Genomic DNA, 24,822 nt, shown 5'->3' with positions numbered 1-24,822 from the left:
TGAACATGGAAGCCAATGTGGCCCCTCTGTCCCAGGGGTCCCGATTGGACGCCGATCACCCCGAAAACGGGGTCCTTATTCCACGCCGATTCACACGCTGATCGCCTGATCGGCGAGAAGACGGCGCACGTGCGCCGGCAGGCGCGCCGAAGGAGCGAGATCGTCCCTGCCGTTCGCGAAACCATGCCTGTAGGAGTTCGACCTGTTCGACGACGGCTCCGGGCTAGTCGTTGGGACTCTCGAGCCTTCCTCCGGAGAGCGGTTATGGTTGGCGCGAGGACGGAGAAACATCCAGAAGAGATTCACGGCGGGATCAAGCCCAGGCAAGCTAACTTGCTCCAGCACCGCGTCCATCACGGATGAGAGTCCGCAGGGCCGCTCGGACCTGATCGGTCCTCATCCCAGGTCGCAGGGTTAGAGCACCGCCAGTGCGCGCTAACCGCGTCCTCAAATCGGTCGGCAGCCGCGATGAATTTAGCCTCTTACGCAGTCGCGCTGCACGCAGCCGCAATGCCGCTGTCCAAACCCGTCGACTGCTAGATTTTTCGCTGTCGTCCCTGCGGGCTGCGAACCAAGAGGAAGCGCAACTCGGGCTGAAGATCTAATGAAATCTGCAGACTGTCTCGACTCGTTGCTCAGCTCCGAGACCAAGAGACGTCCTTTTGATCCATGTCCGCTACTATAGGCCCTTCGGACATGAACAGCGAGCGGCATGAGACCGCTCCTGACCCATAGCTGACATCCGATAAGGCCGTTCGGGTTATAACCCACCACCTATTCCGACCTGCTTGAACAAACTGACTATCTTCGCAGTAGAGAACAGCCGCATGAAATGCGCGATCCGAGTAGTGCCACAATCGAAGATCTGGATGTCGGGCCGCAGTCGTTATAAAAAACGGGGCACATGCGCATCATTGTTCATCTGATTGTGCGGGTTGATCAGCATACACCTTTTCGAACCGGAACGACTCTCCGTCCGGAATGCCCTCTCGCGTTTCGGGATGCGGATCCGGGTGATGAACGTTGTAAAATTCGACGATCTTGAAGCCGCATTTGTTGACATAGAAGTGGATATTGCGCTTCTCGAAATACGGTGTGTGGGTTTCCCACGCCAGTGTGTCGGGATACATCGCTTCGATCGCACGCCACGCTCTGGAGCCGATGCCTTTTCCGTGATGTTCGGCGGAGACGAAGAACAGATCGAGCGAATTGTGATGCGTGGCGCTGTCGATCGTCAGCACGGCCCCGCCGACCCGCACACCATCGAGCACGATGTGATACGTGGCCGCGCCAGGGGCATGGAAGAACTCGCCGAGTTCTGCATCCGACGGGATCGGACCTTCGGGCAGCGTTCCGAACGCCGCCGTGAATCCGGCCGCGAACGCATCCTGCAGACTTAGCTGGAAATCCGCCAGATCCGCTTCCTGCGCCGGGACCAGGATGACACGATTTGCCTCGTCCAATTTCATTGCTTCGTCTCCTGCATTGTCGACCTAAATTTCCCAATCGTCTCACTCATAGACTCGCCGATGCGTGATCGGGCCGGCTGGACGCGGTCCGGTTTCGACGTCGATCACCTCCGGCGTCGGCGCATCGACCTCGCCGTCTCATCCGCTGCCGGTGCTCGGCAGCGGCGGCCCTAGCGAAAGGCCTCGGCTTCCGGCAGCGCGAGCAGTAAGACCCAGCGATCCGGCGGCAGGCTTTGTCCGAACGCGTCCCGTTCGGTGGTCACGGCGATCCGCTCGGCCCATGGTCGCAGCGCGATGACCCGGTCGATACAGGCCGGTGTTGAAGCCGGACATATCCCGACGAAGCCGCTGCGACCGAGCGTTTCGGCTGAAATCCACGGCGTCAGTTCGGGCGTGCCGGCCGAGAACATCCGCGGATGGTCGGCGCTGTAGAACGATACGGTCGCGACCTCCTCGATGTCGCCGGCCACGAACCTGAGCGGCGTGCCGACGCGTTCGCGCCACAGGTCGGTTGCAATCGCAGCCAGGCGATCCAGCCGCGGCGACAGCGCGCGGTTCGGTTCGAACAGCACCTTCACCGTCGCAAGCCCCGGCGCCACCATCAACGCTCCCACCCCGAGCACCATCAGGATCACCGCAGTCCTGGCCACGGCACCCAGCGGCACGGCGAGCCGCGGCAGCGCCAGAACGGCGAGCGGGACCAGTGAGAACAGCGGGATGGCCCAGTCGCTCTTCATCCGGAACGGCAGCGCAATGGCGGCGACGAGCGGGCCGATCACCAGCACGGCGACGATGATCCAGATCTGGCGGCCGCGCTCCAGCGCGTCGTCCTGCGGCGCCGTCACGCGCCTGAGCCGCGGCAGCAACACGGCGACGGCGCCGGCCACCAGCGCCGGCAGCAGCAGAGCGAAGGCATGCAGCGTGGAGTCGATGGCATCCCGTGCCGCCGTCCCGCGATCGACCACAAGAGATTGCGAAGCGTAGCGGAACGGCGTGAAGCCGACCGTAGAAAGCCAGTCGAGATGTGGAGCCATCGCCAGCACGAACACCGCGACCGCCACATAGGGCACCGGCGAGCGGAACAACTGGTTACGATCGGGCCGCGTCACCGCCGCAACCGCGATCGCCACCAGCGCCCACACGCCCCAGTATTTCGTCATCACCGCGCCTGCGCCGGCGAGCCCGATCACCACTCCCCACAGCGCGGTCCGCCGTTCGGCTGCGACCATGTAGGCCCAAACGATCAGCACCACGAACGGCAATAGTAACAAGTCGGGATTGAACTTGTAGCCCTTGAAATTCAGGATCGGGTAGATCATCGCCAGCAACGCGGCGAGGACGGCGCGCCGGCGATCGACCACCTCCCCGGCCAGCAACCTGATCAGCAGGACGGTAGCGCCGGTGACGGCCATCGCCAACGCGTAGAACGCCCAATCCTTGGTGGGAAACACGCTGAACCACGCCCGCGCCAGCCACCCTACCATCGGCGGGTGCTTGCCCGAGCCCCAGGCCAGGGTCTGACCCCACGCGAAAGCTTCGGTGCTGTCGGAATGCAGCACCTGAGCAAATTTAAGGATGGTCAGCACAGCGACCCACAGCAGCGCATTGCCGAGCACAAGCCCCAGCAGCAACGGAGTCCCGAGTCGGTGATGCAGCAGCGCCGCTGCGCCGCGGCGAGAAGCACGTCGCAAGCAGCTATAGCGGATCACGGCCGGCCGGGATGAGGCCGCACCCAGATCGCGACGAAGCGCGTCGGCATTCGCGAGATTCATGGGCTTACGACGACGAACGTGATGCGCAGCGAAGTCGATCGTCGTCCTGCAGGCCGATCCGACAATCCGTCAGGTCCGCTTCCTGCGCCGGGACCAGGATGACGCGTTTTGCCTCATCCAATCTCATTGCTTTGTCTCCTGCATTGCCGACCTGTGTTTCCCAATCGTCTCGCTCATAAAGCCGCACGCCGATGCGTGATCGGACCGGCTGGATGCGGCCCGGTGTCGACGTCGATCACCTGCGGCGTCAGCGCATCGACCTCGCCGTCCCATCCGCCGCCGAGCGCCTTGTTCAGTGCGATGTAGTCCGAGACGATCCGGACCCGGCTCTGCAGCAGCGCGTCTTCGGCGCCGTAGAGCGAACGTTCGGCGGTCAGCACGTCGAGAAAGCTCGACGATCCGGATCGATACAGCGACTGCGACAGGCTCACTGCCTGCCGATAGGCGGTGGTCGATGTCGCTAGACTTCGGCTCCGCACGCGCTCGTTGCTCAGCGCCACCAGCGCGTCTTCGACGTCCTTCAACGCGGTGAGCACGGACGCCTGGTAGGCCAGAAACTGCTGGTCGCGCTGCGCCTGAGCGATCTCCACCGCCGCGCGCAATTTGCCGCCGTTGAAGATCGGCACCGTCAGGGTCGGGCCGAGCGACCAGCTGATCGACGAATTCCTGCCGAGATCGCCGAGCCTGGTGCCTGAGGTCGCGATGTTTCCCGCCAAGTTGACGCTGGGATACAGCGCGGCTTCGGCCTGCCCGATACGGGCCGTGGATTGCGCGTAGCGGCGCTCCGCCAGCCGCACATCGGGCCGCGTCAGCAGAACATCGGCCGGAATCCCGGCCGGCACCGGCAGCTTCGGCGCCGGGATCGGCTTCGGGCGTGCCAGGAGAGCCGACAGCGCGGCCGGCGGCCGTCCGGTCAACACCGACAGCCGGTGCACGGTTTGGGCGTAGGCCGTCTCGAGCGTGGGAATGACGGCGCGCGTCGCCGCCGCCTGCCCGGTGGCGGTGGCGAGGTCCACGGCCGACGCGGTGCCCGCGGCCAGGCGGTTGCGGGTGATCGTGGTGGTTTCGTCCTGCGACAGCGCGGTGCGACGGGCGAGCGCAATGCGCGCCTGATAGCCGCGCGCCTCGACGTAGCTCGACGCGACGTCGCCAACGAGCGTCAGCAACACGGCGCGCAGATTTTCGTCCGAAGCATCGATGCCGTAGGCCGCAGCCTCGACGGCCCTGCGGTTGGCGCCGAACAGATCGAGCTCCCAGCTCGCGTCGAACCCGGCCTGATACAGACCGGAGGTGCCGTCCGATCCCAGCAACGACGACGGACCGCCGAGGTTGAGACCGCCGGGTGCCGCCGACGTCCCCCCCGTCCCCTTTGCCAGCCGGGCCGAGTCGCTGTTGGTGATCGCCGGAAGCAGCGCGCCCACCGCCTGCCGATAGCTCGCCCGCGCCTCGCGCACGCGCGCACTCGCCGTCGCGACATCGAGGTTGCCGTCCACCGCCTCGACCACCAGCCGATCCAGGGTCGGATCGCGTAACCGGGTCCACCACCGTGGCAACACGGGCGGCGCAGGGGTCGAGGCGCCCGCCCGGCTCCACTGCGCGGGCGTCGCGAGAAGTGGCGTCCGATAGTCGGGACCGACAGCGCATCCGCCGAGCAACACCGCGGCAAGGATCATCAGCGTCGCAAACGACGGCGCGACCGCGGGCTTCGCAGGTGTCACGGGTTTCGCAGGCGCCTGAACGGGCGGTGGCGTCTTTGCAGGGTCCAGGGGAATCTCGATGGCGCACCCGCTCAGCGCGGTGGCTATCGAGGCCAGCGACGCGGACGCGGTGAGCAGCACTCCGGCTCTCCGGCAACGCGCGAGCCATCGGCGCGGCCGCATCATCGGCGTTCGTGCTTGCATCATTGCTCTGCTCACGAGTCTTTCGGGCCCGAAAGGCCGAACGCGGCGGGCGGTGTCGGGCTCACGGCGATCTCGCTGCCGGCCGCGCTCTTGAACACACGCCGGACCACGACGAACAGCAGCGGCACGAAGAAGATGCCCAGCAGCGTCGCCGCCAGCATGCCGCCCATCACGCCGATGCCGATCGAGTTCTGCGCCGCCGATCCGGCGCCGCTGGCGACGACCAGCGGCGCGACGCCGAGGATGAACGCAAACGAGGTCATCAGGATCGGCCGCAGCCGCTGCCGCGCGGCGAGCAAAGTGGCGCGGTGCAATCCCAGCCCCGCCTGCTGCCGCGCGATCGCGAATTCGATGATCAGGATGGCGTTCTTGGCGGCAAGACCGATCGTGGTCAGCAGACCGACCTTGAAGTACACGTCATTGCTCTGACCGAGCAGCAGCGCGGCCGCCAGCGCGCCGAACACGCCGACCGGCACCGACAGCATCACGGCGAACGGGATCGACCAGCTCTCGTACAGCGCGGCCAGACACAAGAACACCACCAGGATGGAGATCGCGTACAGCGACGCCGCCTGACTGCCGGAGAGCTGTTCCTGCCGCGACAACGCGGTCCATTCGTGGCCGAAGCCGGCAGGCAGGCCGGCGACCAGGCGATCGATCTCCGCCATTGCGGCGCCGGAGCTGACGGAGGCCGCAGCGTCGCCCTGGATCTGAACTGCGGCCGCGCCGTTGTAGCGCTCGAGCCGCGGCGAACCGAAGGTCCAGCGCCCCAACGCGAAGGCAGAGAACGGCACCATCGCGCCGGCGTTGTTACGGACGTACCAGAGGTTCAGGTCCTCCGGCTGCATCCGGAAGTCCGCCGCAGATTGCAGATAGACCCGCTTGACGCGGCCACGGTCGATGAAGTCGTTGACGTAGCTGCTGCCCCAGGCGATCGACAGCGTCGAGTTGACGTCGGCGAGATTGAGGCCGAGCGCACTCGCCTTCTCCCGATCGATGTCGATCGAGAACTGCGGCGTGTCGTCCTGCCCATTGGGCCGGGTCCCGCTCAGCAGCCGGCTTTTACCGGCGGCGCCGAGCAGCTGATCGCGCACGGCCATCAGTCTGTCGTGCCCCGCGCCGTTGATGTCCTTCAGATAGAAATCGAAGCCGTTGCTGGTTCCGAGCCCTTCGATCGCCGGCGGCGCCAGCGCAAACACCTTCGCGTCGCGAATGCCGGCGAACACCGCCATGGCACGTTCGGCCACGGCATTGGCGGAGAGGTCGGTGTCTTTGCGTTCGGCGAAGTCCCTCAGACGCACGAAGGCCATGCCGACATTCTGGCCGGCCCCGGAAAACGAGAAGCCCGTCACCGTCATGAGGCCATCCACCGCCTTGGTCTCATGGTCGAGGAAATGGCGGGTGACCTGGTCGAGCACGCGCTCCGTGCGGTCGGTGGTGGCGCCGACCGGCAACTGCACCGACACCATCAGCAGGCCTTGGTCCTCTTCCGGCAGGAACGAAGTCGGCAGGCGGATGAACAACGCCGCGGCGGCGACGATGACGAGCACGAACGCGATCAGACCTTGCCGCGGACGCCGCAGCATGCCGCGCGCCCCGGCCTGATAGGCATCCGTGCCCCGGCCCAGCACGCGGTTGAACCATCCGAACACGCCGCGCTTCTCGTCGTGCGGCTTCGGCCGACGCAGAATCGTCGCGCACAAGGCGGGCGTCAGCACCAGCGCCACGATCACCGACAGCACCATCGCGGAGACGATCGTCACCGCGAACTGCCGATAGATCACCCCGACCGAGCCGCCGAAGAACGCCATCGGCACGAACACCGCCGACAGAACCGTAGTGATTCCGATCAGCGCGCCGGTGATTTCCGTCATCGATTTGGCCGTGGCCTCGCGCGGTGACAGCCCCTCGTCGTGCATCACGCGTTCGACGTTCTCGACCACCACGATCGCGTCGTCGACCAGAAGGCCGATCGCCAGCACCATCGCGAACATGGTCAGCGTGTTGATCGAATAACCGGCGAGCGCCAGCACGCCGAAGGTGCCGAGCAGCACGACCGGCACCGCCAGCGTCGGAATCAGCGTGGCGCGAAAGTTCTGCAGGAAAACCAGCATCACCACGAAGACGAGGACGACCGCCTCGACCAGCGTGCGGGTGACGTCGCCGATCGAGATTTCGACGAACGGCGTGGTGTCGTAGGGGTAGACGACCTTGATGCCTTGCGGCAACGTCGGGGCCATCTGGTTGACCACCGCCTTGACTGCAGCGGCTGTCCTGATCGCATTGGCGCCGGTCGCCAGATTGATGGCGAGCCCCGTCGCCGGCAGGCCGTTGTAGGTCGACGCGCTCGTGTAGTCCTCGGCGCCGAGCTCGACGGTGGCGACATCGTCGATGCGCACCATCGATCCGTTGCTGTCGCTCTTGACGACGATGTTGCGGAACTGCGCCGGCGTCTGCAGCCGGCTCTGCGCGGTGACGGTCGCATTGAGCTGCTGGCCCTTGCGCGCCGGCAGGCCGCCGAGCTGGCCGGCCGAAACCTGGGTGTTCTGCGCCTGAATCGCCGCGGTGACGTCGGCCGGCGTCAACGCGTATTTCAGTAGCTTCTCCGGATCGAGCCAGATCCGCATCGCATAGCCGCCGCCGAACAGCTGGGTATTGCCGACGCCTTCCACCCGCTTGAGTCTGTCGTTCAGCGAGCTCTTCACATAGTCGGCGATATCGGTCTCGCTCATCTTGCCGTTGGTCGAAACGAAGCCGACGATCATCAGAAAGCCGTTGGTCGACTTGGTGACCGAGAGCCCGGTGGTCTGGACGATCGACGGCAGCAGCGCGGTGACGAGCTGCAGCTTGTTCTGCACCTGCATCTGCGCGACGTCGGGATTGGCCTTGTTGGTGAAGGTGATCGTGATCTCGGCCTGGCCGCTCGAGGTCGACGACGCAGTCATGTAGTCGAGGTTGTCGAGTCCGGTCATGCCTTGCTCGATCACCTTGGTCACCGAATTCTCGACCGTCTGCGCGTCCGCGCCCGGATAGCTCGCGCTGATCTGGATCGTCGGCGGCGCGATCTCGGGATATTGCGACACCGGCAGCGTGATCAGCGCCAACAGCCCGCCGAGCATGATCACGATCGCGATCACCCAGGCGAAGATCGGCCTTTTGATGAAGAATGCGGAGATCATGGCTCCGCCCCCGGACGCGCCGCACGTCGTTGCCGCGGCAGCCGTTCGCGCACTTCGCCGGTCGTGTCGTCGACCACGACTTCGGTGCCGGCGGCCATCTGCCCGGGACGCACATACTGCGTGCCTTCGACGATCACCCGGTCGCCGTCGCGAACGCCGGCGCCGATCAGCCAGTTGTTGCCGACGCTGCGAATCACGGACAGCACGCGTTCCTCGGCCTTGCCGTCCTTGTCGAGGAACATCGCGACCGCCTCACCCTTGGTGTTTCGGGTGACGGCGCGCTGCGGCACCAGGAAGCTGTCGGGCGCGACGCCTTCTTCGACCACGGCGCGGGCATACATGCCGGGCAGCAGCAGTCGCTGCGGATTGGGAAACACCGCGCGCAACGTCACCGTGCCGGTCGAAGTGCTGACATTGGCCTCGGAAAATTCCAGCTTGCCGGTCAGCGAATAGATCGCGCCGTTCTCCAGCTTCAGTTTCACCGCGACGTGCGGACCGCTCACTTTCAGGCGCCCGGAGTCGATCGCCTGCCGCAGGTTCAGCAGGTTGGTGCTCGACTGAATGACGTCGACGAAAATCGGGTCGAGCGTGCGGATCGTGGTCAGCAAGCTGGTCTGGCCGGCCGTGACCAGCGCACCCGGCGTCAAGGACGAGCGGTCGGTCCGGCCGCCGATCGGCGCCTTGATCGTCGTGTAGTCGAGATTGATCCTGGCGGTCTCGACGGCGGCTTTCGCAGTGGCCACCTCCGCCTTCGCTTGCGCGAGCGCGGCGACCGCGTCGTCGAAATCCTGCTTGCTGACGGCATTCTGTTTGACGAGGCCCTGATAGCGCTCCGACTTGGCCTGCGCGCTGGGTACGGCGGCTTCCGCCTTCTGCAAGGCCGCGACGGCGCTGTCATAGGCCGCCTGGTAGGGCGCAGGATCGATCTGGTAGAGCGCCGCGCCTTCGGCGACTTCGCTCCCCTCGGTGAACAGGCGCTGCTGAACGATGCCGGACACCTGGGGACGCACCTCGGCCGTCTGCGAAGCGACGACCCGACCGGGAAGCTCCGCGGTCATCGCCACCGCCTGCGGGCGCAACGTCACGATGCCGACCTCGGGACGGTCGACGCCGGCGGAATCGGCGCCGTGATCGTCCGGCTGGGGCTTGCAACCGGCAAGCGCCACGGCAAACGCCAGGGCCGCGACTACGGCAACCGTTGAATGGGATGACACGGGCTACGTTCTCGAGGGAGTGCGATGGGACGACGCCCGGCCGAAGCGTGGGGGCGCGATGCGATGACGCGCGAGACTTACCTGCAGCGCATTGGTCGCGTGTGGAGACTATGTGGAGACTTGATGGAGACGGCGATCCGCCAGCCGCCTGACGCTACCCGCCCACTGTCAATTCGAACACGTTTTCAATTGATTATGAGATATTCGACGTTACCCGAGCACGCTCGCCGTCTGCAGGATTTTGGCCGCGATCTTCGCTAACAACAGGCGGGTCGCCGATCGCGACATTGTCAGGGAGCTCTGTGATCCGATGAAAAACTTGCTGTTGAAAGCCGCGGTACTGATGGGCACGTTGTCGCTGTGGGGCGGCGGTGCAGTGGCGATGCCGTTCGGCCATGCGCTGCAGGCGTCGCCGGATGTGATCCAAGCCGACTGGCAATGCGGCCGCGGTTGGCATGTCACGTCCTGGGGGACCTGTCGTCCCGATCGCCGCCTCGGCTATCGGTTTTCATCGTGGCCGTACCGCTATGATGGCTACCGCGCCTACGACTGGAGTGACGATCACGACTGGCGCCATGACCACGACCCGTCCGACGACGACGCTCCGCCCGCATACGACTGGTCATGGGACCACTGAACCGGGCGTGTCCCAAGCCGGGCCGATCCGGCAAGCCGTCCCGATCGGCCCGCCCCTGTTGGACGATGCACTATGAACGAACTCATCCTGATCGCTGAAGACGAGCCGGAAATCGCCAAGATTCTCGACGCCTATCTGGTGCGCGAAGGATTCCGCACCGTGAATGCGGCCGATGGGCAGACGGCGCTCGATCAGCACGCGATCCTGAAGCCGGATCTGGTGCTTCTGGATGTGAAGATGCCGAAAATCGACGGCTGGGACGTCCTCGCCGAACTGCGTCGTCGGGGCGAGACGCCGATCATCATGATCACGGCGCTCGACCAGGATCTCGATCGACTGCAAGGGCTACGTCTCGGCGCGGACGACTACGTGGTCAAGCCGTTCAACCCGCTCGAAGTCGTTGCCCGCACCAAGGCGGTTCTGCGGCGGTCGGGTCACGCGGCCAGCCGAACGATTCTCCGCATCGGCAAGCTCGAAGTCGACCTCGAGAGCCATCTTGCGAAGGTGCACGGCGACGACGTCTCGTTGCCGCTGCAATTGACCCTGACCGAATTCCGGCTGCTGGCTCACATGGCAAAGGCGCCGACCCGGGCTTTCGGCCGCAACGAACTGATCGACGCCTGCCTTCCCGGCGGCGATGCGCTGGAGCGGACGGTCGACAGTCATGTCAGCAATCTGCGCCGCAAGCTCGACGAGGCGGGCGCAACCGGCATGATGTCGGTGGTGCGCGGCGTCGGCTACCGACTGACGGCCGCATGAGACACTATCGCCTCAGTCGCCAGATCACACTGTCGATGAGCATCGTCGCCGCCATCGCGGTGCTGATGGTGTTCGTCGGCACGTTCATCTTCTACACCATCTATCTGATCTGGTTTCCGCCGCCGCCCGGCCCGCCGCCGCTGCTGCCGGAAGCATCCGACTTCATCCTGATCGCGATCTTCCTGCTGCTCGGCCTCGCCATCGCGATCCACACTGCGCTGCGGCTGACGCGGCGTATCCTTGCGCCGCTCAATTCGCTGGCCGAAGGCGCACGCAAGATCGCAGCCGGCGACCTCACCGCGCGTGCTGTGGCCGGCGATCGCTCGCTCGGCGAGACGGCGCAACTGGTCGACGATTTCAACGCGATGGCTCAGCGTCTGCAGGATGTGGCGCAGTCGATGGCATCGTGGAACGCGACCATCGCTCATGAATTGCGGACACCGCTGACAATTCTGCGCGGGAGCCTGCATGGCCTTGCGGACGGCGTCTTCGAGCCGAACGACAAGTTGTTCAGGAGCCTGCTGACCCAGGTCGAGAATTTGTCGCGTCTCGTTGAGGATCTGCGAGTCGTGACCTTGTCGGACAGTCAGCGCCTGGACTTGCGTGTCGAGCGCACGGACCTCGTCAAAGAAGTACAGCAAGCTGTCAACGCAATGCGCCCCGCCCTGGAAGGTGCCGGTTTCTCTGTTCAGATAACGACCGAGCCGCTGACGCTGCCATGTGATGGCGCGCGGATCCGACAGGCACTTCTCGCGCTCTTGGAAAACGCCCGCCGCTACGCAACGCCTGGGACAATCGAAATCCGGATGAATCTGGACAAACAAGACGTCGTCATCGCCGTCGCCGACGAGGGGCCCGGCTTGAGCGCAGAGTTCGCCGCGCGAGCTTTCGATGCCTTCGCACGCGCCGAACCCTCTCGGTCTCGGAAATTCGGCGGCTCGGGTCTCGGATTGTCGGTAGTGCGCGCGATCGCCGAGGCGCATGGCGGACACGCCCGATACAGCACCTCGGAAAAAGGCGGCTCTGTATTCGAGATCGTTTTTCCCATCGACGGCGCCCCAGCCGACTCCAATGCGGCATCTTGCGCGCCGAAGGTCTGACGACTGCGTGACTACGCGTCCAACCGTCGCAGCTGAAAATCGAAAGTCGCGCACCGAATGTCGAGCCTGTCCCATTCGGGGACGACCAACTCCCGCTTGTGGCCCAAAGCGGAATTTAACGATGATGCACCGGTTGAATCGGTCGACGATGGTAGGTCGAGTACGGACGCAGCATCACTGCCTCACCTCCACTTTCTCCCGCGCATTCATCATTGCTTCGACAACCCGGCGCAGCTTCCTGACTGATCCCCCATGCCAGAAGCGACGGGCCGCGGCGACTTCGTCTTGTGTAAGCGGCGTCACCCAACGCGCGTCGAGACCGCGTTCCACAGCAATATTCGCAATGACGGCGGGTAGCAGCGCCTCGAGATCTGCGGGCCTCGGCTTCGGGAATTCGATCACCCGAAATCGGTCCCTGATCGGCGACGGAAGCTGGTCTATTGAATTGGCCGTGGCGATATAGCTGACCATCGATAGATCAAGCAGCGTCTGCAGCGCCGGATCTGGATAGCGCGCGGCAGTCTCGGGTTCGAGAAATCCCAACAACGCGTCCCAAAATCGACCATAGTCCGACCGGGTCGGAGCCTTCTCTATTTCGTCGAGCAGGACGATTGGATTCGCGACTCGGCCCCGCGCAATTGCGAGAAATGGATGGCACGGTTCGGCCGAGTGCCAGCGCTTGTCTGTACCACCGAAGGCCGCGCCATCGGAACGTGCTGCGTCGACGCGCCAGACATGTACGCCGAGCACTTCGCCCAGACGGCGGCCGAAGCGTGACTTACCGCTACCCGGCGAACCGACAAGCAGCAAGGGGCGCAAATGAACGTAGGTGCGCCCAACGAGATCCGTTAGGCAGAAGTCGATCACCTCCTGTGCATACGGAAATTCGAAAAGCAGCTGCCGCCTTGCCTCGTGCAGCGGAGGCGCCCCGGCGATCGGGACGGCCGTATTGATAGCCGCCTTCAGCGGCGTCACGATCTCCTTCAGCTTCGGGCTTTTCAGACTGGCGTCTTCGAGCTCGCAAACCACGAGGGAGCCATCGAGAGCACCATCGCTCTTGTGATCAGCAGGCGCTCTATCCTCGTGGACCACCTTCTGTGCCTTCTCCTCCTGGGCTCGCTCTTCATATTCTTGGCGCACCGCTTCAATGGCTTGTTCGATGCGCTGACGCGCCATCTTATCGGCCACACGGTAGGCATTCGTTAAGGCCCGGGTGTCTGCGTACAGCGGCAGTTGCGGAAGCGCGATCAGCAAAGCGGCCCATCCCCACACCAGAGCTTCGACATCAGCTGCCATATCAACATCCAGCTCATCGGGCACAGCCTTCGCGGCCATGACGAGAGACTTTCCGACGCGACGGTGCTCGGCAATCAACGCCTCGCTATGCGGAACCGGGAGTGAAACCATCCGCACGCAGTCGGCGATCGAGCGCAGCTCAGAACAGTCGTTAGCTGCCGCCGCTCGGTCCAGCTCCGCAGCCAGATTGATGGCGGCGTCCGTGGTATTCGCGTTAGCCCAGATCGTCGTCTCGGGCAGGTTCGGGCACAACTCAGCAATTTCGCCGATTAAGCGCTCTCGCACGTAGCTGTCGGCGCGGCCCCGCAGCATTGCGATCCGCAGGATCCGCGGCAATGCCTTCACCGCCTGGTTGGTCTCTGCGGCATCTGCCGCCGCGCCGGTTGAAGCGGCCTCCTGCTCCGAGACTGCAAGAGTCGCCAGAGTATCGTCGTCATCGTAGGGATTGGTCATAACAGACACTCTACAGTTTCTTCGCGGTCTCTACCGACCAGGGCCCGCGCGCGTGCTTCGGAAACGATCTGGACTCGCACTATTAATCCTTCTGGCGATGATGATCGCGGTCGACACAGCCGTTGTTGGTTCTCTGGTGTAAAGGCGCCTTCACTGCTCTCCGCGAACCACGCGATACAACAGGCGCGTTGAACGAGAACCACGATCCGGTAAGCCACGCCCGTCGGTCGTGTTCGAAGCAGCAGCTCTTGATGATATTCGCCATCACGATTTTCGCCGGAGCGGAGCCGTCGAAGGCACAACGCATCAACGCGGTCATCACCAGGTCCGTGGTAATCGCAAACGGGGGGCGGGCACCCAGTTGGCGGATCGCAATCCTGACTGCAGCGGCGACGTCCCCGCGCAGCGCGCTACGGAAGTCCAGATCAGCTGCGCTCAAGCGATCAAGCTCAGCGCCAATCATCGCCGCGTTCGGCGCGATCTGGTCGGCGGGGTATCGCCGCCACGAAGGATCGACTGACAACCCTCGGCGCCAGCAAGTGTGCTCCAAAATCCGAGATGTCTTAGAGCGCGATTTTGCTTTGGAGTTTGTCTACTCGAACAAGTCACACGGAGAGGGTGTCATTATCAACGACGACAAATAGCCGGGTCGGAACAAATGGATGTTAGCTGCCTGACTACGGTTCTCGATCATTTTTGCGCTAGACTAAAGGGCGGCCGACCACAGGCTCCTTTGCAGCGACCTGCGCACGGAAAGGTCAGGCCAGCAATCGCTCCAACGCACTCTTCCGTTTCTCCCAATCCGGCATCATTTGCGCCAAGAGATCGAAGAAGGCTCGGCCGTGATGCGGATGGCGGCGATGTACCAACTCGTGAACAATAACATAGTCTACACAGGGTAGCGGTGCCCGCACGAGATCTCGATTGAGTGTGATCCGTCCTTTGGCACTGTGGCTGCCCCATCGTCGCTTCATCGGACGGATGGATAGGTCGGGCCGCCTCCCTACGATTCGTCCAAATCGCGCCGTGATGGCCTCGAACCGCTCCTTGAGCTTCCTGTCGGCACGCTCCCTGTACCAGGAGGCTAAAAGACCGCTGACACGGTCGGGTGATGGAACTCCGGCGACCGAAATCAGGAAGTAGCCGCCCTTCAGCCGGACGCAATCCTCGGTGGCGCGTTCGATCTTCAATCGATACTGCTTACCGAGATAGAGGTGGGTTTCACCGCCAACGTAGCGTCGGGCCGGCGTTCGAGGAAGAAATTGCTCGAAATAGCGGCGCTGTTGCAGGACCCAGCTCGCGCGGCGGATCAGCCGCTTCTCGATGACCTGCTGGCCGATGCCCGCGGGCGCGACAATCTCGACCCCGCCGTCCGGATGAACCGTAATCGCCAGCGTCTTGCGAGATGAGTGGCGCGCCGAATAGTCGATCCGTTGGTTCGCATAGGCAACCGACCCCCGCATCCTCATGCCATCCGCGCGCGGGCGATCTTCAGAACGCCATCGACAAGAGCGTCGATCTGCTCAGGCGAAAGATCGACGCTGTGCTGGTCCCTGACAACGTCGAAGAAGTAGTCGTCCATGCGGTTCCGCATTGCGTTCTGGACATCAACGTTCTCGGTCCAGTTGACGACCTTCAGCGCTTTGACGATCGACACCAACTCCAGCGCAGCAGCGGCCAGAACAGGTCGAATACTGCTCCCGTGGAGACCCGCGGAGCCGTTCATCGCGTTCTGAAGGGAGTTGAACACAGCCACGGCATGTTCGTCCGACCGAACCTCAGCAGGCACGTCGTCGTGCTTCGGACGCCGGACCTGCTCGGCAGCCTCCCTGATCTTCTTGAGGTACTCGTTGTCGCTGAGCCGCTTCGCTCGATGCTCTGAAATGGCCTCGGCGATAAGATCGGAGATCTTCTTGAAGAAGACCGGATCTTCTTCCATGCGTTCAGTGATGGTGCGCTTGGTCTGGCTGGCGATAAGGTCAGCTTTCGAGGCTGGCGTCGTCTGCTCGTCCACCGCACGGTCGAAGGCGGCGGTATCGAAGATGTTGACCGGCTCCGTGACGACCTCGACGGCGTCGGCGCTGATATGGGTGTCGAGCAGCTTGCGGATACGGGCCTCGTACTGCTCGAAGTCGATCGCCTCTCGGTACCGATTTCGCACCGCCGTGCGGAGCTTCTGAAAGCGGCGCAGATCGTCCTTGTAAAGCTGGGCTTGCGTCTCGTTCTTCGGATCGTTCACCCAATCGGATGTGGCGAGAGCTGTTGCCAGTAGCCGGGCGAATTCGGCGAGCAGCGCATAGAACTCCTTGCGCACCGCTTCGTCGGCCAGGAATACCTCATAGGCCTCCTCGTCGCGTCGCTTCCCCACACCCTTGAAATGGTTGATCAGATTTGCGTGTGCCTGCGGCAACCGGGCGATCTGCGCATGCACGTCGATGATCGCATGGCCGACATCGAGATCGTCCGGGTCGAACTCGGCCAGCGCCGAATACGTCCGCATGGCCGTATCCAGCTCACCAAGGACGCCGGCATAGTCGACGATGTAGCCGTATTCCTTATCTTCCTCGACGCGGTTCACGCGAGCAATGGCCTGGAGGAGGTTATGCCCGGTCAGGGCCTTGTCGATGTAGAGAACGGTATCAACCGGGACATCGAAGCCGGTGAGGAGCTTGGAGACCACAATCAGAAGCTCGGGCTCCTCCCGCTTCTTGAATCCCTCGGTGATCTGGCGGTTGTACTCCTCCTCCCCGCCGTACTTAGCCATCATCGTCTTCCAGAACCGGACCACCGGCTCGGTGACTTCCTCGGCGGGATCGTCACCGGTGGAACGGTCGTCCGGCCCCGATATGATGACCTCGGCCGAGATGGTCCCCATCTCCTTGAAGATCTCGTAGTACTTCACAGCGGCATCGCGCGATCGGACGGCGAACTGCGCCTTCCAGCGCGTGCCCTTCCAGAATTTTGTGAAGTGCTCGGCGATGTCGTAGGCGATGGCCGTGATGGTCTGCTCGCCCTGGGCGATCTCGCTGTAGCGGGTGAGCTTGCGCTTGAGGTCGGCGCGCTGCTGGTCGGAGAGGTCGCGCGTCACCCGGCCGAACCAGGTGTCGATGCCGTCCCGGTTCACCTCCTGGGCGACCTGCCGGCCCTCGTAGATCAGCGGCAGGACGGCCTTGTCCTTCACGGCCTGGTCGATCGTGTATGCGTCGATGATGCCGCCGAAGCGCGCCGCCGTGCTCTTCTCGGCCTTGGTCAGCGGCGTGCCCGTGAAGCCGATGTAGCAGGCCCGCGGAAAAACGCGCTTCATGCGCGTGTGCATTGCGCCGTATTGTCCACGGTGGCTCTCGTCGACCAGCAGGAAGACCTCAGTCGATTCGTCCTTGAAGTCGCCCTTGGCGACCGCAGCCTCGAATTTATTGATGACTGTGGAAACGATCGCCGCCTTGTTGCGGCTGATGAGCTCGAGCAGATGCGTTCCAGTTTTTGCCTGGATCACGTCGGTCCCGCAGGCATCGAACGTGTCACGCAACTGCACATCGAGATCGATGCGGTCCGTCACCAGCACGACGCGGCGGTTGGTGATGGTGTCGTCAAGCCCGAGCGCCTTCGCGAGCATCACCATGGTGAGCGATTTGCCGGAGCCTTGCGTGTGCCAGACCACGCCGCCGCGCCGGACGCCGTTCGCGTCGCGCTCGGTGGTCACCCGCTTCAGGATCTTGCGGACGGCGAAGAACTGCTGGTAGCGCGCGATCTTCTTGATGCCGAGATCGAACAGGGTGAAGCGGCGGGCGAGATCGAGCAGGCGATCAGGCCGGCAGAGCGCATGGATGACGCGGTCCTGCTCGCAGATCGTGCGCCCCTCCTCGCGCCGGGCCTCGAAGGGCGCCTGCTCCTCGGCGAATCCGTCGCCAAAGGTGCGGCGAGCCTGCGCGGCGTCGAGCGGGGCATTGACGAGCGGCGCCACGGCCGCGTCATCGAATTCCTTCTCCTTCCAGACGGCCCAGAACTTCGCCGCCGAGCCGACGGTCGCGTATTTGGCCTCGGACGGCTTGACGGCGAGAACGAGCTGCACGCTGCGGAACAAATGCGGGATCTCGCCGGCGCGCTGATAGGTGATGATCTGGGCGACGGCCGTGCCGAGGTCGACATGCGGCGCCTTGCATTCGATCACGGCGAACGGGATGCCGTTGACGAACAGCACGATGTCGGGCCGCCGCGTCTCGTGGCTGCCGGACTTTTCGACCTCCAGCTCCGCGACGGCATGGAAGGCGTTGTTCGCCGGCGTCTCCCAGTCGATGTAGCGCAGCGATCGGCCCCGGGTGACGCCCTCGATGGTCTGGTCGAGCGCCGTACCGAGCTGCAGGAGGTCGGTGGTTTTCTCGTTCAGGGTCATCAGGCCGAGCGGCTCAGGCGTGCGCAGCCGCTCGATTGCGGTGCGGATGTTGGCCTCGGAGAAGGGGTGGAAGCGCCCGTCCTGCTCGATCTGGTTGAGTTTGGCGAGTTGCGCGGCGAGGATGTCCTCCAGCAGCACGCTGCCGAGCCGGCCGCGGCGCTCGCGGTCCACCTCGGCCCGCGTCAGCAGCCTCCAGCCCGGCGTCATCGTCTGGAGCAGATGGAGCGCCGAGAGCTGGGACGTATGGACCTCGCCGCCGCGGAACGTGCTCACTCGGCCGCCTCCTGCGACTCAGGCACCTTCACGGTCCACTCGCCCGTCAGCAGCTTTTGCATAAGGCCACGTTTCTGCTTAGCGAGGGCATCGCGCTGACGTTCGAGGATGGCAATCTCTCGCCGGCCTGTGTCCAGAACTTCGATGATGCGCGCCTGCTCATCGAGCGGCGGTAGCTCGAGGATGAAGTCGGCGAGGTCGTCGTAATAGATTCGAACGCGGACCCCACCACTGCCTGCGGTCTTGACGAAGCGGCTCCACATCGGCGTCCGCCGGAGGTGATCGAAGTACGCAGGCAACAACGAATCCGGGCGAATCTCGAACGCCACATAGTCGGGACTGACGAGCACATCACGTCCGTGAAGGTTCTGGGCGATGGAGCCGATGTTCAGCCGCATCGGGTTGTAGGCGAACGCCCCCGGGCGAACGATCTTATAGCGCGAGAGATCGGCAGCCCGAACGTGATCCTTCATGGGGATCATGCCGTGCAGCTTGTTCACGCCCATAACGACATCGACGTCGAATTGAGTCTTTCCATTACGGGCTGTCGCCTCCCGCGTGACCTCAGTCAAAGCGACGGACGGCCAATTCGTGCGCCTCCCACCGAGCCGCCGACGACCGGTCAGGAGTGTGCTCGCCACCCAGCTAAATGCGGCGGCTTTAACAGAGAGAAGCCGCTCGGTCTTCTCAAGGGCATCATCCCAGGTGCGCAGAATACCGGCGATACCGCGCTGCTCCTCCAGTGGAGGGATGCAAAGCTCGATTGGATAGATAAAATTGCGATTGAGAGATGGCTGCAGGCCTCCCGAATTGTAACTTGCGAAATTTAAGGCTGAGAGCTGGTAGTAAACGAATCTCTGATCGTTCCCCTTGAAATCAGTCACATATAGTCCGGTGTTGTGAGCCCAAAACGGCACATCAGACCACCAGACATTGCCGAAGCCAGACCCGCTTCTTCCGACCACAACCCCCGGAGCACTCACGTTTGCTGCCGAATGATAACCATTTGGCCCTCCGGCTCCGATTACCGGAACTATTCCGACGTCTCGAACTTGCGTTGGTAGATCATGCCCTCTCTGCAACGCGACCAAATCCGCCAGCGTTGCTTTTCGCCAGCTCTTACGCATCCGCCCCGAGCTCCCGCAGATACCCCGCCATCCGCTTCTTCACCTCGACAAGCTCGGCTTCGAGCTGGTCGATCTCGGCCTGCACGGCCTTCACGTCGATCTCGGCCTCGGCCTCGAAGGTGTCGACATAGCGCGGGATGTTGAGGTTGAAGCCGTTCTCCTCGATCTCGGCGACGGGCACGACGCGGGCGTATTTGTCCACGTCCTTGCGGGCCTTGAACGTGTCGACGATCTTCGCCGTGTGCGCGGCTTCGAGAATGTTCTGGGTCTTGGCCTGCTTGAAATCGCGGCTGGCGTCGATGAACAGCACGTCGGTCGTTCCCGAACGCGCGCCACCCTTCTCGCGCCGCCGGTCGAACACCAGCACGGCGACCGGGATCGAGGTCGACTGGAACAGGTTCGACGGCAGGCCGATCACCGCATCGAGCAGGTTCTCGCGGATCATCGCCTCGCGAATCTTGCCCTCGGCACCGCCGCGGAACAGCACGCCGTGCGGCACCACGACCGCGACGCGGCCGAGCTTCGGCTTCGCCGTCTCCACCATGTGGGTGATGAACGCCCAGTCGCCCGTGCTCTTCGGCGGGATACCGCGCGTCCAGCGCTTGAACCGGTCGGTCGGCGCGTTCTCGGCGCCCCACTTGTCGAGGCTGAACGGCGGGTTCGCCACCACCACGTCGAACGCCATCAAATGGTCGTCCTCGATCAGCAGCGGGTTGTTGAGCGTATCGCCCCACTCGATCCGTGCGCCGTCGATGTCGTGCAAGAACATGTTGAGCTTGGCGAGCGCATGGGTGCCGCCGTTCACCTCCTGCCCGAACAGGGCGAAGTCCTTGCCGCCGACCTCGTAGGCCGTCTCGATCAGCAGCGAGCCGGAACCGCAGGCCGGATCGCAGATACGATCGCCGGGCTGCGGCGCTACCAGCTTGGCGAGAACCTGGCTCACCTGCAGCGGCGTGTAGAATTCTCCCGCCTTCTTGCCGGCCTCGGAGGCGAAGCGCTCGATCAGGTAGATGTAGGCCTCGCCGATCGCCTCGTCCTCGACGACATGGCCGGGCCGGAGGTCGAGCTTGGCGAAATCTTCGAGCAGGTTCTTGATCCGGCGGTTGCGATCCTTGGTCTCGCCGAGCTTGGTCTGCGAGTTGAAGCTCACGTTGCGGAACACGCCGCCGAGCTTGGCCTTGTTGGTGTTCTCGATCGCCTCCAGCGCGATGTCGACGCGCTCGCCGATGTTGTCGGCATCGCGCGCGGCATAGAGCTCGTCGAAGGTCGAGCCCTCGGGCATGACGAAGCGCTCGCGCTGCATCCGTCGCTGGATGCGGACTTCATCGCCCTTCAGCTCGCGCATGTTCTCTTCGAGATGCTGCTTCCAGACGTCCGAGACGAATTTCAGGAACAGCATGATGAGGATGTAGTCCTTGTACTCGGCCGGGTCGATCAGCCCGCGAAATGAATTGCAGGCTGCCCAGGCGACACGCTTGATGTCGTCCATGGAGGTCTTCTCTGCTTGAGGAATGTTGTTGGTCACACCAATTCTCTTTTCACTTGTCTTGTGGTCCGACATGTTTCGGCGGCCGGTCAGGGGCGAGTTCTTCCTCGCCCCTGACCATGCTCGTGGCCGATTCGCCTAGCGGTCCCCGCACGGCGGATTGTACCGCGCCCGCAGTTCCCGCTCGATCCGCATCCGCGCGACCTCGTCGCAGTAGAGTGCAGCATAGGAGAGCGGCAGCCCCCGCCTCGCCCACGCCGGAGCGCGGTCATGCGCCTGGACGCGAGTGCGGATCCAGCCGGATTCGCCGATGTCGACGACCGTCAAGCCGGTCATCGTGGAGCCGAGCACGGCGTAGACGCCGGACCTGTCGGCGAGCTGGCTGGGCGACGCATGAGCGCCATCGAACGTGTAGTTGCCGATGTTGATGGTCATGGATAGATATATCCTGTCTTAGCAGTCCTAGGACATGGCCTGGCGGCGCGCCAACGCCTGACCAGACCGGTTAAAGGAACCGGGGACGGGCTAACGTCCTCGGTTCCTCTCCGCCCGCTCCTCGAGGAGCGCACGAAGCTGAAGGCGGCGAAGCTCCGCAAGGCGAGCTTCGATCCGCGATTGCTGGCGCAGGGCGTCTCCCAGCGCGACGATTTTTTCCTGATCCTCCAATGAGGGCACGAGGACGGGGAGCTGCTCGAGCTCGCTCCGCTTGAGATTGGCAATGGTCGCCCCGGTCGCTCGGGCGCGCAGCTCAGCCTGGGTGGCAGGGTCGTTAAGGAATTGGGCAAGGTAAGCCGGCCTCAACACGGGACCAGGGGTGATGATCAAGACGCTGGCCGCAGCCACCAGGGGGCCGACATGAGGTGGCACGACGCCCGCCCTGTAGCTGAGGCCCCGGGACTGCAGCAGAACCTCGCCCGCCGCCAAGGTCGAAAGCTTGCCCTGGACGGGGACCGAGGCGATCCGGTGCAACTCTGCCAGCTTAATGTCGCCATCAGCCCCAATGTCGCCGGCCTGCACCACGGCAAGGGGAGCGCCTTCGACATTCCTGATAGCCTCTCGAAAGGCGATCCCTTGTCGAACTCCAGCAAGATTGACGAGAGATTCTATCAAGCAGTAGACCCTTTCGAAGTACAATAATCCGATAATGCGGCTGCCATCTCCTGTCAACAATGCAGTAGACGCTTTCGTGCATTTTTTTATAAAGGTAATAAAACACCTCTTCAGGGATGCTCCAGGCTCGGCCGGAGATCCACCTACGAGGCGTCAGCTGATCGGAGGATCGGCTTTTCGCTGCAAGGTGTGGCTGCAAGCCGCCACATGCGACGCCCATTTCGAAGGCTCCAAGCAGCCCCCCCCCTAGCGACGATCGCATCGACTTTGAGACGGTCCTCTACAAACGCACCGCATTGAAAGGTCCCCCAAGCCGCGGCTCCTGACCCGTGCAGCCAATAGATTGGCTTGCAGCGCAGTCCCGCTCCATGGGCCGAAAGGCACGAGGCGCGTCCACTTTTGGAGTCAGTTGGTTGGAGGGTTAGAAGGCGGGCGCTATCGAGGAAAGAGATACACCTAGTGAAACCGACTAGGTGTATCTCCGCTGGAGCGGACATCGAACCAAAGACTTTTGTAAAAAGTATTTCCGACTTGCAATGGGAGAGCGGACGATCCTCGCAAACAAGCGAGGCAATCATGTCCTACCAATTTATCCACGTCGAGGCCTTCAGCCGCCAGGGCGCGCACCGGAAGAACTCCACGACGCGTAAGCCCTCGATGTTCGACATCCGCGACGAGATGATCCGTGCGCCGCATGCGTGTCCTCATGTGCCCGCCCCTCAGCCGCCGAACGTGGTATTCGGCCTGCAGCCGGCCGCCGCGTTCGATCTGGCATCCGCCCGCGCGGCGCAAGCCGTCGACAAGCTCGGGCGAAAACTGCGGCCGGAGGCTCTGGTCGTATTAGTGGGAGTCGTCACCTGGCCCGAGCTGACAGCCAACATTCAAGAAGATGCTGAAGCGCGCAACCTCTATCTACGGTGGCGGAACAGGACCATCGACTGGCTGAGATCACAGTGGGGCGACTTGCTGGCAACCGTGATCGAGCACACGGACGAGCCCCGCCCGCACGTGCACTTTATCGTGGTCCCCGAACTGGAGCCGAACAAGCGCCTCCACATCGCGAGCATTCATGCCGGATATCGCGCTGCCGCTGAGTGCAAGGATGCCGGCGGGAGCCCGCGTGACCAGCGCACTGCCTACGAAGGGACCATGAAGATCTTCCAGGATTGCTACTACAAACAGGTCGCGGTGCGGTTCCGCTTCACGCGCATAGGACCACGGCTGCAGCGCCTGACGCGGGAACAATGGAAAGAACGGAAGCACCAAGCGAAGATTCTTGCCCGTGAATATGCGCGCCTCGATGAAAAGCGCGCCTCAATCGAGCGGCGCGCGAGAGACTTCGTGGCTACTAAAGTCGCGGAGGCCGAGGCGGCTGCGCAATTGAAGATCGACAGCCTCGCGTCACAATCACGGCAAAACATTTTGATGCTGAAACAGGAGGCGAATAGGCGCATCGCGATCCTGAAGGGGCAGAGGTTGGCCCTGCAAGATTCACTCGAAGAACGGGAAGCGCTGATCCATAAGCAGGAGGAGAAGATTTCTCACCTGCTTGATCGCTTGGCAAATTACGAAGGGAAATTTCAACGAAACGCCAGACCGTAGTGGGCTCCGCAGATAGCACGCCGATCGGTTCAGCGCGCCCCAAGCGCGTTGGGGCTCGCGGTCGCTCGCTTCGGTACTGCAACGACGACGGCTTTCAACAGTCAATGACATACTTGGGGATTTTCATAATCTCCCGGTATGCTGTGTCGATCCAGGCATCACCGTAGTCAGACGCGACTTTGTCACCTGTATGCCCCTGGATGATATTTTGCACGTCGATATGCATGTCGACGTGGCGTGCGAGTGATGAGAAACGATGCCGCCATCCATGGTTGGGCGCCACCCTTTTGTCGGTGACGCCGATCTGATTGCTTCTGATCCACTCCGCAAGTCGCTCGCCTGCCTTTCTGAAGTGCTTGCCGTCGTCGCGTCCCCCTCGACTACGATCGGGACTGTAGAAAAGCGGCCGTCCCTTGCACGAGTCAACGAAAATGAGCAGGCCTTGTTCGATCAGATGATCATGTAGCGGGACTTCTCGATACTCTCCTGACTTAGCCGCTTCTGCATCGATACGGATGTAGTGGATACCCTTGTTGACTTTGAAGTCCGACGGCGCGAGTTGCGTGATTTCGTTGACTCTCGCACCGGTGTACGCACAGATCCAAGGTACCCACCGCCTTGCGGACACGTATTCTTTCGATAGACCGCTCGGAGGCAGCGCAAAAGTACCCTTGAGGATGGCCATTGCCTCCTCTTCGGTGAAGCCTTTTTCGCGCTGCTTTTTCTTCTTCTTGACACGCACCGAGATGCCTTCCGCGACATTCTCAGTCAGCTGTCGTTGCTCTTTCGCGTAGTTGAGTGTGGCCTTGACTGCGGCGAGATAAGAATTCCTGATTGTACCTGGGCTAAGGGTTTCCTCTGGCTTTCCGGCCAGTTTGTCTTTCTTCGATTGCGGCTTCTTTGTCTTTAGCAGGTGATCCTTCCACTCGATAACTTTCGTAGCGGTGAGGCGCGCTAGGTGTGGAGCCTCAACAGGTTGTCCTCGGACAGGCCGAGGCGGCTGATGGGTATTTGTGACTTTATGCCGCCGTGGGGCCGGTGCCAATTGTATCGA

General features: G+C 63.1%; 18 protein-coding genes and 1 pseudogene. 4 read left to right on the top strand and 15 right to left on the bottom strand.

The window, feature by feature from the left end; all coding sequences use genetic code 11:
* Window positions 1-911 precede the first annotated feature (911 nt).
* The 5 genes from DWA33_RS24125 to DWA33_RS24100 form a co-directional block, all read right to left on the bottom strand.
* Window positions 912-1,469, bottom strand: coding sequence for a GNAT family N-acetyltransferase (locus DWA33_RS24125; protein WP_114361018.1), 558 nt, complete (start codon window positions 1,467-1,469; stop codon window positions 912-914).
* Between the two features lie 170 nt (window positions 1,470-1,639).
* Entirely contained in the window at window positions 1,640-3,100 is a 1,461-nt protein-coding gene (locus DWA33_RS24120) for a glycosyltransferase family 39 protein (RefSeq protein ID WP_244601387.1), read from the bottom strand.
* A gap of 314 nt (window positions 3,101-3,414) precedes the next feature.
* The gene (locus DWA33_RS24110) at window positions 3,415-4,914 is read right to left on the bottom strand and encodes an efflux transporter outer membrane subunit (protein ID WP_244601389.1); all 1,500 of its coding nucleotides are present in this window, start codon (window positions 4,912-4,914) and stop codon (window positions 3,415-3,417) included.
* Window positions 4,915-5,153: 239 nt separating this feature from the next.
* Window positions 5,154-8,321: an efflux RND transporter permease subunit gene (locus DWA33_RS24105; RefSeq protein WP_114361015.1), complete on the bottom strand. Its 3,168-nt coding sequence runs from the start codon at window positions 8,319-8,321 to the stop codon at window positions 5,154-5,156.
* Window positions 8,318-9,535, bottom strand: a complete 1,218-nt coding sequence (locus DWA33_RS24100) for an efflux RND transporter periplasmic adaptor subunit (protein ID WP_114361014.1) — start codon at window positions 9,533-9,535, stop codon at window positions 8,318-8,320. The genes DWA33_RS24105 and DWA33_RS24100 overlap by 4 nt, the downstream gene beginning before the upstream one ends.
* Before the next feature lie 241 nt (window positions 9,536-9,776).
* On the opposite strand from DWA33_RS24100, the gene DWA33_RS24095 reads away from it, so the two are divergent.
* The 3 genes from DWA33_RS24095 to DWA33_RS24085 all read left to right on the top strand — a co-directional run bounded on the left by DWA33_RS24095 (window position 9,777) and on the right by DWA33_RS24085 (window position 12,031).
* The gene (locus DWA33_RS24095) at window positions 9,777-10,172 is read left to right on the top strand and encodes a GCG_CRPN prefix-to-repeats domain-containing protein (RefSeq protein ID WP_244601386.1); all 396 of its coding nucleotides are present in this window, start codon (window positions 9,777-9,779) and stop codon (window positions 10,170-10,172) included.
* A gap of 72 nt (window positions 10,173-10,244) precedes the next feature.
* A complete protein-coding gene (locus DWA33_RS24090; RefSeq protein ID WP_114361012.1) occupies window positions 10,245-10,931 on the top strand; it encodes a response regulator in 687 nt (228 codons plus the stop codon).
* Entirely contained in the window at window positions 10,928-12,031 is a 1,104-nt protein-coding gene (locus DWA33_RS24085; protein ID WP_114361011.1) for an ATP-binding protein, read from the top strand. The genes DWA33_RS24090 and DWA33_RS24085 overlap by 4 nt, the downstream gene beginning before the upstream one ends.
* Before the next feature lie 174 nt (window positions 12,032-12,205).
* Here DWA33_RS24085 and DWA33_RS25365 read toward each other — a convergent pair whose 3' ends face one another.
* The 8 genes from DWA33_RS25365 to DWA33_RS24045 form a co-directional block, all read right to left on the bottom strand.
* Window positions 12,206-13,780 carry an AAA family ATPase gene (locus DWA33_RS25365; protein WP_181902443.1) on the bottom strand — a complete coding sequence of 525 codons (1,575 nt, stop codon included), beginning with the start codon at window positions 13,778-13,780 and terminating at the stop codon, window positions 12,206-12,208.
* Window positions 13,781-13,862: 82 nt separating this feature from the next.
* Window positions 13,863-14,303, bottom strand: a complete 441-nt coding sequence (locus tag DWA33_RS24075) for a hypothetical protein (protein WP_147270305.1) — start codon at window positions 14,301-14,303, stop codon at window positions 13,863-13,865.
* Between the two features lie 235 nt (window positions 14,304-14,538).
* Window positions 14,539-15,243, bottom strand: a complete 705-nt coding sequence (locus tag DWA33_RS24070) for a M48 family metallopeptidase (RefSeq protein ID WP_114361020.1) — start codon at window positions 15,241-15,243, stop codon at window positions 14,539-14,541.
* A gap of 2 nt (window positions 15,244-15,245) precedes the next feature.
* Complete coding sequence (locus DWA33_RS24065; protein ID WP_114361009.1) at window positions 15,246-18,443, bottom strand: type I restriction endonuclease subunit R; 3,198 nt, start codon at window positions 18,441-18,443, stop codon at window positions 15,246-15,248.
* Window positions 18,440-19,570, bottom strand: coding sequence for a restriction endonuclease subunit S (locus tag DWA33_RS24060; protein ID WP_114361008.1), 1,131 nt, complete (start codon window positions 19,568-19,570; stop codon window positions 18,440-18,442). Before DWA33_RS24060 ends, DWA33_RS24065 begins: the two co-directional genes overlap by 4 nt.
* A complete protein-coding gene (locus tag DWA33_RS24055) occupies window positions 19,563-21,059 on the bottom strand; it encodes a type I restriction-modification system subunit M (protein WP_114361007.1) in 1,497 nt (498 codons plus the stop codon). Before DWA33_RS24055 ends, DWA33_RS24060 begins: the two co-directional genes overlap by 8 nt.
* A 135-nt stretch (window positions 21,060-21,194) precedes the next feature.
* Complete coding sequence (locus DWA33_RS24050; RefSeq protein ID WP_114361006.1) at window positions 21,195-21,491, bottom strand: hypothetical protein; 297 nt, start codon at window positions 21,489-21,491, stop codon at window positions 21,195-21,197.
* Window positions 21,492-21,581: 90 nt separating this feature from the next.
* Window positions 21,582-22,166, bottom strand: coding sequence for a restriction endonuclease subunit S domain-containing protein (locus DWA33_RS24045; protein WP_147270304.1), 585 nt, complete (start codon window positions 22,164-22,166; stop codon window positions 21,582-21,584).
* A 576-nt stretch (window positions 22,167-22,742) separates the two neighbouring features.
* Here DWA33_RS24045 and DWA33_RS24040 point away from each other — a divergent pair.
* The gene (locus DWA33_RS24040; protein WP_114361004.1) at window positions 22,743-23,768 is read left to right on the top strand and encodes a plasmid recombination protein; all 1,026 of its coding nucleotides are present in this window, start codon (window positions 22,743-22,745) and stop codon (window positions 23,766-23,768) included.
* A gap of 94 nt (window positions 23,769-23,862) precedes the next feature.
* Here the strand turns inward: DWA33_RS24040 and DWA33_RS24035 are convergent, their stop codons facing one another.
* Together DWA33_RS24035 and DWA33_RS24030 are read right to left on the bottom strand one after the other, a co-directional pair.
* Window positions 23,863-24,510 (bottom strand): site-specific integrase, encoded by a 648-nt coding sequence (locus tag DWA33_RS24035; protein WP_114361003.1) that lies wholly within the window; start codon window positions 24,508-24,510, stop codon window positions 23,863-23,865.
* Window positions 24,511-24,722: 212 nt separating this feature from the next.
* Window positions 24,723-24,822: pseudogene (locus DWA33_RS24030) on the bottom strand (IS481 family transposase); the annotation flags it as partial.

Origin of the sequence: Rhodopseudomonas pentothenatexigens (assembly GCF_900218015.1) — a bacterium.
Lineage (GTDB): Bacteria > Pseudomonadota > Alphaproteobacteria > Rhizobiales > Xanthobacteraceae > Rhodopseudomonas > Rhodopseudomonas pentothenatexigens.
Note: the sequence above shows the minus strand (reverse complement) of the source record. Positions and strands in the feature narration are given on the sequence as shown.

What these genes read in the sequence shown, in the direction of transcription:
- DWA33_RS24050 (WP_114361006.1), bottom strand. Translation starts at nt 21,491, where the DNA reads ATGACCATCAACATCGGCAACTACACGTTCGATGGCGCTCATGCGTCG.
- DWA33_RS24085 (WP_114361011.1), top strand. Translation starts at nt 10,928, where the DNA reads ATGAGACACTATCGCCTCAGTCGCCAGATCACACTGTCGATGAGCATC.
- DWA33_RS24060 (WP_114361008.1), bottom strand. Translation starts at nt 19,570, where the DNA reads ATGCGTAAGAGCTGGCGAAAAGCAACGCTGGCGGATTTGGTCGCGTTG.
- DWA33_RS24090 (WP_114361012.1), top strand. Translation starts at nt 10,245, where the DNA reads ATGAACGAACTCATCCTGATCGCTGAAGACGAGCCGGAAATCGCCAAG.
- DWA33_RS25365 (WP_181902443.1), bottom strand. Translation starts at nt 13,780, where the DNA reads ATGACCAATCCCTACGATGACGACGATACTCTGGCGACTCTTGCAGTC.
- DWA33_RS24055 (WP_114361007.1), bottom strand. Translation starts at nt 21,059, where the DNA reads ATGGACGACATCAAGCGTGTCGCCTGGGCAGCCTGCAATTCATTTCGC.
- DWA33_RS24105 (WP_114361015.1), bottom strand. Translation starts at nt 8,321, where the DNA reads ATGATCTCCGCATTCTTCATCAAAAGGCCGATCTTCGCCTGGGTGATC.
- DWA33_RS24040 (WP_114361004.1), top strand. Translation starts at nt 22,743, where the DNA reads ATGTCCTACCAATTTATCCACGTCGAGGCCTTCAGCCGCCAGGGCGCG.
- DWA33_RS24070 (WP_114361020.1), bottom strand. Translation starts at nt 15,243, where the DNA reads ATGCGGGGGTCGGTTGCCTATGCGAACCAACGGATCGACTATTCGGCG.
- DWA33_RS24125 (WP_114361018.1), bottom strand. Translation starts at nt 1,469, where the DNA reads ATGAAATTGGACGAGGCAAATCGTGTCATCCTGGTCCCGGCGCAGGAA.
- DWA33_RS24110 (WP_244601389.1), bottom strand. Translation starts at nt 4,914, where the DNA reads ATGATCCTTGCCGCGGTGTTGCTCGGCGGATGCGCTGTCGGTCCCGAC.